Consider the following 8025-nt stretch of genomic DNA (forward strand, 5'->3'; position numbering starts at 1 on the left):
AAGTATAATACCAAATTTTGTTTCTGTCATGAGTAAGACGGTGAAACCGTCTTGGCGTTTCCCTGTAAAAATATCCAGAAAAGGATATTTTTACTTTTACTACGTTGAAATTAGGGTTCTATTTTTTAGTTTCTTTTGTATCGGGCGTTTTTTGAAGGGAGTAAACGTACGTAAAGAAGTTGCAACCAACCACCTTTGCTAACTCACCACTTTCACTATAGAGAAATGGTGGAGGTTTTCCACAAAAAAAAGACGACTGGAGTCGTCTTCTTATTATCGTTCAATAAGCATTAAATCCATTGACCGTTTTCGTTTACGTAGTATCCATCAGGAGTTTTTGTATTTCTTAAAATTGCACCTGATTTGCTTGCGTAGAACCAACCGCCATTTGCTTCAAACCATTCGTTTTCAGCCATTACACCTGATTCATTAAAATGGTAAACTTCATCATTTGATTTAATCCACGAATTTGTTACAATTGTTCCTTTTTCAGTAGCAAAATACCATTTACGACCTACTTGGAACCATTCATAAACTTTTAATGCACCAGATTTATCTGCATAATACCAACCATCTTTTTGTTGGAACCATTGATTTTCTTTCATTGCTCCTGATTCGTCAAAGTAATACCATGTTTTGTTTACTTCTAAAAATCCTTTTTGCATAAGTCCAATACCTTTTTGTTCACCAGTTAATTCTGATAGATAATACCAAGAACCATTATCTTGAACCCAACCTGTTTGAACTTCACCAGTTTGACTTACATATATCCAAACTTTATGTGTTCCTTCTTTACTATCTTCAGACTTAGCATTGATTGATTTCCAACCTTTTGTTAGTTGTCCATTTTCAACGTAATATACTTTTCCATCTTTATGAGCAAATCCTGTATTACTTTGTTCTGCTGCTTGTACATTTGAACTTGTTGCTAAAAATCCAGCACCTAAAACTGCTAAACTAGCTAACATTAATTGATGTTTTTTCATAAAAACTCCCCTTTATCATTACTATAGATATTTTGAAAAATATTCCTTATCCAATTTAACACTTCATTCTCTAGAAAGTCAAATTATACAAGTAGTATTTTATAAACTTCCTACAAAAACAACAATAGCCTCACTTTCGCAAGGCTATCTACTACATTTTATCAATCATTACACAAAGGCAGGAGTTTTCTCCACTTTTTCTTTTTTCTCTTTCCCTTTAATGGTAATTTTTCCTTTTGTGGCACCAATAGTGACTTGTTGTCCAAATCGAATTTCTCCACTTAACAATGCTTCACTTAATGGATCTTCAATTTTCTTTTGAATCGCACGGCGAATTGGTCTTGCTCCGTATTCTGGATCAAAGCCTTCTTCAGCTAATACATCTAATACTGCAGAAGTAATTTTCACTGTAATATTCAATTCTTGTAGTCTTGAAGTAATTTCTTTTGCCATAATACCAACGATTTGTCTTAGTTCTTCTTTTTGAAGTTTATGGAAGACAATGGTTTCATCGATACGGTTTAATAATTCAGGTCTAAATGAATTTTTCAATTCTTCACGAATTCGTTTTTCCATTGCTTCATGATTTTGTTGAACCGTTTTTGCACCGAATCCAACAGATTTTTCTTCACGAAGAGCTACAGCCCCAAGGTTTGATGTCATAATGATCACTGTATTTCTGAAGTCCACTTTTCTTCCTTTTGAATCGGTTAAGTGTCCATCATCTAATACTTGTAATAAAATATTAAATACATCTGGATGAGCTTTTTCAATTTCATCTAATAAAATCACGGCATAAGGACGTTGGCGGATTTTTTCAGTTAATTGACCGCCTTCATCAAATCCAACATATCCTGGAGGTGAACCCACTAAACGGCTAACGGAATGTTTTTCCATATATTCAGACATATCAATTCTAACTAGCGCATCTTGTTCTCCGAACATTGCTTCTGCTAGAGTTTTCGCTAATTCTGTTTTACCAACACCAGTTGGTCCTAAGAATAAGAATGAACCAATTGGGCGACGTGGATCTTTTAATCCACTTCTTGCACGACGAATCGAACGAGCGACCGCACTAACGGCTTCTGATTGCCCAATGACACGTTTGTGTAAGACAGATTCTAAGTTGATTAAACGTTCGCTTTCTTTTTTCTCCATTTGTTGAAGAGGAATCCCTGTCCATTGAGAAACAACTTCTGCAATATCTCCTTCTCCAATGGAAGCGATATAATCTGTTTTTGGTGAAGCTTCTAATTTTTCGATTAATTTTTCAAGTTTATCTCTTTTCGCTAATTCTTTTTTACGGAATTTTGCTGCTTCATCGAAGTTTTGATGTTGAATCGCTTGATTTTTCAATTGCTCAAAATGTAAAATTTCTTCTTCTAACAACACAACTGGAGAAACTTTTGTTGTCACGTCTAAACGAGCTTTTGCCGCTGTTTCATCCATCAAGTCAATTGCTTTATCTGGAAGGCGACGGGAAGTAATGTAACGGACTGATAATTGTACAGCTGCTTGAATCGCTTCATCTGTAATTTCTACATGGTGATGCGCTTCATAATGTTTTCTCAATCCTTTTAAAATTTGAATACTATCTTCAGCCGTTGGTTCTTCTACATGAATTGAAGCAAAACGCCGTTCTAAGGCAGCATCTTTTTCAATGTATTTTTGATACTCATCTAAGGTTGTTGCCCCAATGACTTGTAATTCACCACGAGCTAAGGCAGGTTTTAAAATATTCGAAGCATCAATCGCTCCTTCTGCTCCACCAGCACCAATAAGTGTGTGTAATTCATCGATGAATAAAATCACATCTTGTTGTGTATAAATTTCTTCGATGATTTTCTTCATTCGTTCTTCAAATTCACCACGATATTTTGTTCCTGCTACTAATGCACCCATGTCTAACATCATTAAACGTTTGCTTGCAATTTCTTCAGGAACTTCACCGTTCACCATCCGTTGTGCTAATCCTTCTACAATAGCCGTTTTACCTACACCAGGTTCCCCAACTAATACAGGATTATTTTTCGTACGTCGGCTAATCACTTGAATCATACGACGAACTTCTTCATTTCTTCCGATAACTGGATCTAATTTTCCTTGTCGAGCTAGAGCAGTTAAATCTCTAGATAAGCTGTCTAGTGTTGGTGTTTTATCTTTGGCACTGTTACCAGAGACTTGCCCTTTTGTAGAACGAGCTTTTGAAGGTTGAATTCCAATTTTTTCATAAATCGTCTTCATTAATTCTTCTAATGAAACATGATTGTCACGCATAATTTTTGTCGCTAACACTTCTTCTTGAAGTAAGCCTAATAATAGATGTTCTGTTCCTACTTGAGGAATTTTCAAACGTTTCGCTTCTTCTGTTGCTGCAACCACTACTTGTTTTGCTCTAGGTGAATAAGGCATTAAATATGGATCGATTTCTTTACGATTACTACCATATCCTGTTAATGCTTCAATTTCTTGACGAACAATCTCTGCGGTTAATCCTCGTTCTCTTAATAAGATTCCAGCAATGCCTTCTTGTTCAATAACTAGACCTAATAATAAGTGTTCCGTACCCACTGCTTGATGTCTAAAAGAAATTGCTTCCTGAGCAGCTAATACCATTGCACTACGTGCTTTATCTGTAAACATTTCACTCATTCACGTCACCCCTACTTATACTTTAAACTGGTTAATATATTTTTCATCATATTACTACGAAGTTGATCACTACATTGCTCTGCTTCTGTTAACGATTCTTTCGACATTGCAATATTTAATAATTGTGCTTCTCTTTTTGAGAGGAGCTCATTATCATATAGATTTTGTAAAATATGATTGGCTTGTTTGATGGATAATTCTTCTGGAACAACTTCCAATAAAGCATCAATAATATCCATATCATCGACTAAATTCACTTTCATAATACGGATATAACCACCACCACCACGTTTACTTTCTACAACATAACCTTGTTGTACCGTAAATCGTGTATTAATCACATAATTAATTTGCGATGGGACACAATTGAAACGATCGGCAATTTCACTACGACGAATCTCAACTTTCTCTTGTGCTAATAAGACGTTTTTTAAATATTCTTCAATAATATCCGACATATTTGACGGTTGCATACGAACTCTCCTCTCTTTTGACTTTCTTTGACTTTAATTATACAAAATAAATTTCTCTTTGCCAATAAAAAGCTCTGAAGAAACAAAGAATTTGTTAAATTTATTTCAAAAAAAATCCTGCCAGTGAATAATCACCAACAGGATTTGAGGATCTCCATCGATTCTACTAGTATTTTTTACGTTAAATTTGGAAATGAATATCCCAAATCATCCAATTCTTGAAACACTGCAGCTATCATTTCTTTTCTCACTTCATTTTCTTTTAAATGTTTCTTTAACTCATTAGTAGTAGCCTTTGAATTTTTAGCTAAAAATTTCACTGCCGCAATCATCGCATTTTGAAATTCTTCTAATTCTTTTTCTACAAACGGAGCTCTTTTAGCCTCTTCATGAAAATCTCTAAATTCACGAAGTTCTTCCGACAAATCAAAATCTTCTAAATCTTCATAGTCATCATAATCGTCAAAATCATAATAAGGATCATCAGAAGTAATCAAGTGAAAGAAATGATCAAAAGTATACGTATCAATGACAGAGTCTTCTGAACTAATCTCAAACGGGGTTTTGAAAAATTCCATCACTGGATCTAAATAATCTTTCAAAAATGGTGCAAAGACTCCTTTTGTCATCCATTTTTTTGGAGTCATAGGTACATCCTTATAAAATTCTATTAATGTATTTTGAATAAACTTAGGATCTAATGTATCCATTGGCTCAATCAATGCTATTTCCATTCCAAAAGCAATGATTAAAATATATTGAGGCCCGTCTTTTTCATCTTTCCCATAAAAATGCGTTGGAGAGAGCATTAAACGAATTTCAAATGATTCAGATGTAGATAATTGAATCCCTTTTTTTGCACGATAAAGTGTTAATTCTGGTACATAAAGATGTGGTTTTTCACCTTTATAACCAATAAATTCTTCGTAAGTTAGTTCTTCTTCAAACTGAAGAATATCCCCTTGTTCATAGACACTTTCTTTTTTCTTAGTATGATACGTAATCTTCGATAAAGTATTATTTTCAGTCGGTTTTGTAGTCGCTGCTAACAATGCAAGATTTCCTTCTTGCGTTAACCAATCAACCACCTTTTTACAGAAAGTCACTTCTGCTCCCTTTATATTTCTGGAAAGTAATTTAGAATCATTTAAACTTAAAATTAATGGATATAGTTTCTTCCTTTTACGAGTAATCCCTAAGTTTCTCAATGTCTCTTTTTGACTTTTCGGAATAAAGTCTAATGGAACAAAGAGAATTTGAATTCCTTTACGTAATCCTTCAATTTCAGCTAAATCTTCTTCCGTTTCAGCAATTGCTACGATAGTATCTTCTGCTTTGATTCTATGTTGATATTCACGAACAGTTTTATGGAAAAATGCCGCAAACTGTCCTTCCTTATTATGCATTAATTGCACAATAAATTGAACTTTTCCCGATTGATTACAGACTGCTGCAACCATTGTTTCCTTTTCAATTTCAGCTAATTCCTCTTGAACTTGATACAATCCATTGTAAATCTCTTCCACTATCTTTCACTCCTCTTCTCTATTCAGTTTTATTGTACTATTCTTTCAACAAAAAGACTATAGATGCCATATAAATTCAAATTATTTAAAAAATTTCTTCGTTACTACTAAAATAAAAAAGTGCATCAGACACATCTGATACACTTTTGATTCTATTTAATGACAATACTTCTAACTTCCCCATGAGGAGTAACTTGCATTTCTACTTGTTGTTCTTTTTGCAAGAATGGTAAACGATTTTGAATCGTAGCTGGAGCACGGTAGACTTTTTCATCCACTAATAAATAGTAAATTGTATTTCCATTCACGACCACACCTTGAATATCTTGAATTTTCCCCGTCACACTTGTTAGATGATCATCACTTTCTGTTCCAACATTTTCCGTAGGAGCAGATTGTTCATATTTTTGAATTAAACGACTCACACTTGTTTCTACATAGACATTTTGATAGTTTTCAACATCGATTAAGGCATATTTTTTAATCAAGCCTGAGCTATCTTTTAACGATAGAATATACATTGGCTTGCCATTGAGGCTAATGAGCAATGGGAAGGTTGCTTTATAACCCGTTTCTTGTACACTACCTTCTGCCGAACTCATTGCTGAGAACTCCTCTGCTGCAGATATTGGATACATTTTCGCTTCTTTTGTACGAGTATTGACTAGCACAAATCCAATATTTGAATTATCTGAAGCTACAGAAGTAATCCCTGTATATAGATAAATATCATCATTCATTGGTAAGTAATTATACCCTTTTGTAGGAACCGTCACTCCTTTTTTAGAGAAAATCGTATTCCAGAATCCTAATTTATATTTCCCATTCATTTCCAACTGATGTAAAATCAATTCCGCACTATAGACACGGTCTACCCAATGAGGAATTTCTTGTAAATTATAATGCTTACTTTCACCCGTTAGAGCATTTACCGTAATTAAACCATTCACTTCAGGTTCTCTTAAGAAAAAGTTACGACTATAAGTTGAAGCGATATAATACGGTGTCCCTTCATCATCGACTTCAAAACTTGGACTACCAAATAATGTAAATGGATGATTGAAACGTAAATGACGATGAATATTACGGTTGAAATACTCCGCTTCACTATAACGAATTGGTTGATCTGGTTTCTTCACTTCTACATCACCCGTCACCATATCGACTTGCATATAATTTGGAATTCCATCTTGATGGTTTGAAACCCATTTCCAAAATCCAGCATATTTTAATGGTGATACACGATATGGATGATTTTGAATATTAATTTGCGTATAATCTTCTGCCACTTCGAATTGAGAAACTAGGTCGGTTAACGCCCCAATTCTACGATTGCCTAATCTTGAAGCTGTGTCACGATCGATTAATGGAATTTGTGTCACATCTGTCTTAGGAAAATCTGTCGCAAAATCTGCATTTTTCACTTGAATCATTTTAGAATAAGATTCTGCAAAAAATAATGGAGATAAAATAAAGTAACTTGCCGCAGCAATAACAACTAAAACTCCAACGATAGAAAGTACAATTTTAGAAACTAAATGACTTTTAGACTCATTCACTTGTTCCCACGAAAACTTACTCGTACTCGTTTTAAAAGCAATACTAGCTCCTGTTATCCATTCAATCCCCCCAACTAATACTAAAATGAGTGCTAAAAACACCCAGAAAGCAGGTGAAGCATAGTGAATTGGTGGAAGATTTTTATAATAGTACAGCGCAATGATGATGACTGCAATGATATATAAAATTGTCTTTGAAAAATTCAATCGAAGGCTCTTACCTTGTTGATTTCTTGCACTTCGATTGGCACTATTGGTTACATCTTTCATTTAAATTCCTCCTTTTATTGTCTTCATTATAGGTTTATCTTCCAGAACTGTCCATACAACTTTGGGATGATTTTGTTGACAAATGTGAATTCAGGTGAAAATCTATTAAATAGCGATTCACGTATAAAAAAACCGCCTTCCAAAATGATATTTGTAAAGCGGTATTCTCTCTATGAAGCTTTGACATTGATGTGTCCTTTTGTATCTTTATTATACTAGAACTCTAAAAAATTTTCAAACAATGTGATTTCTTACACATACTACTGTTATTTCCATTTCGTTTATGGTACACTCTCAACGTAGAAAGTTTTAAAGCGGTGGCAATCTCTATAAAGGTAGGTGATGCTTATGGGCATCTTCATTAAATCTATCGAAAGGGGGTTGTACTTTGTCAGTCTATGAATTGTTGACATTGGTGTGCTCTTTTGCGACTTTACTAGTTGCATTATTGGCACTGATTGTCAAAATAATAGAATTAGTGACAAAAAAATAACACCGCTCATGACTTTGACTAGTTGAGTGGTGTTATAAACACTATAAAAATTAGCCACCGTCTTTT

At 34.1% G+C, this 8025-nt stretch carries 7 protein-coding genes; 2 read left to right on the forward strand and 5 right to left on the reverse strand.

Annotated features, from left to right (window positions below):
- On the forward strand, positions 1–202 hold a 202-nt coding region (locus RWZ86_RS07805; RefSeq protein WP_314681162.1), incomplete at its 5' end, for a hypothetical protein.
- 88 nt (positions 203–290) lie between these two features.
- Here RWZ86_RS07805 and RWZ86_RS07810 read toward each other — a convergent pair.
- The 5 genes from RWZ86_RS07810 to RWZ86_RS07830 all read right to left on the reverse strand — a co-directional run bounded on the left by RWZ86_RS07810 (position 291) and on the right by RWZ86_RS07830 (position 7466).
- Positions 291–986: a hypothetical protein gene (locus RWZ86_RS07810; protein WP_314681165.1), complete on the reverse strand. Its 696-nt coding sequence runs from the start codon at positions 984–986 to the stop codon at positions 291–293.
- Positions 987–1154: 168 nt separating this feature from the next.
- Positions 1155–3638 carry an ATP-dependent Clp protease ATP-binding subunit gene (locus RWZ86_RS07815; protein ID WP_314681168.1) on the reverse strand — a complete coding sequence of 828 codons (2484 nt, stop codon included), beginning with the start codon at positions 3636–3638 and terminating at the stop codon, positions 1155–1157.
- 11 nt (positions 3639–3649) lie between these two features.
- Complete coding sequence (locus RWZ86_RS07820; protein ID WP_314681170.1) at positions 3650–4111, reverse strand: CtsR family transcriptional regulator; 462 nt, start codon at positions 4109–4111, stop codon at positions 3650–3652.
- Between the two features lie 176 nt (positions 4112–4287).
- Positions 4288–5637, reverse strand: a complete 1350-nt coding sequence (locus RWZ86_RS07825; RefSeq protein WP_314681174.1) for a hypothetical protein — start codon at positions 5635–5637, stop codon at positions 4288–4290.
- Between the two features lie 152 nt (positions 5638–5789).
- Positions 5790–7466: a hypothetical protein gene (locus tag RWZ86_RS07830; RefSeq protein ID WP_314681175.1), complete on the reverse strand. Its 1677-nt coding sequence runs from the start codon at positions 7464–7466 to the stop codon at positions 5790–5792.
- 388 nt (positions 7467–7854) lie between these two features.
- On the opposite strand from RWZ86_RS07830, the gene RWZ86_RS08260 reads away from it, so the two are divergent.
- Positions 7855–7959: a putative holin-like toxin gene (locus tag RWZ86_RS08260; protein ID WP_399545033.1), complete on the forward strand. Its 105-nt coding sequence runs from the start codon at positions 7855–7857 to the stop codon at positions 7957–7959.
- The last annotated feature ends 66 nt before the right edge of the window (positions 7960–8025 follow it).

Source organism: uncultured Granulicatella sp., assembly GCF_963545075.1.
Taxonomy (GTDB): domain Bacteria; phylum Bacillota; class Bacilli; order Lactobacillales; family Aerococcaceae; genus Granulicatella.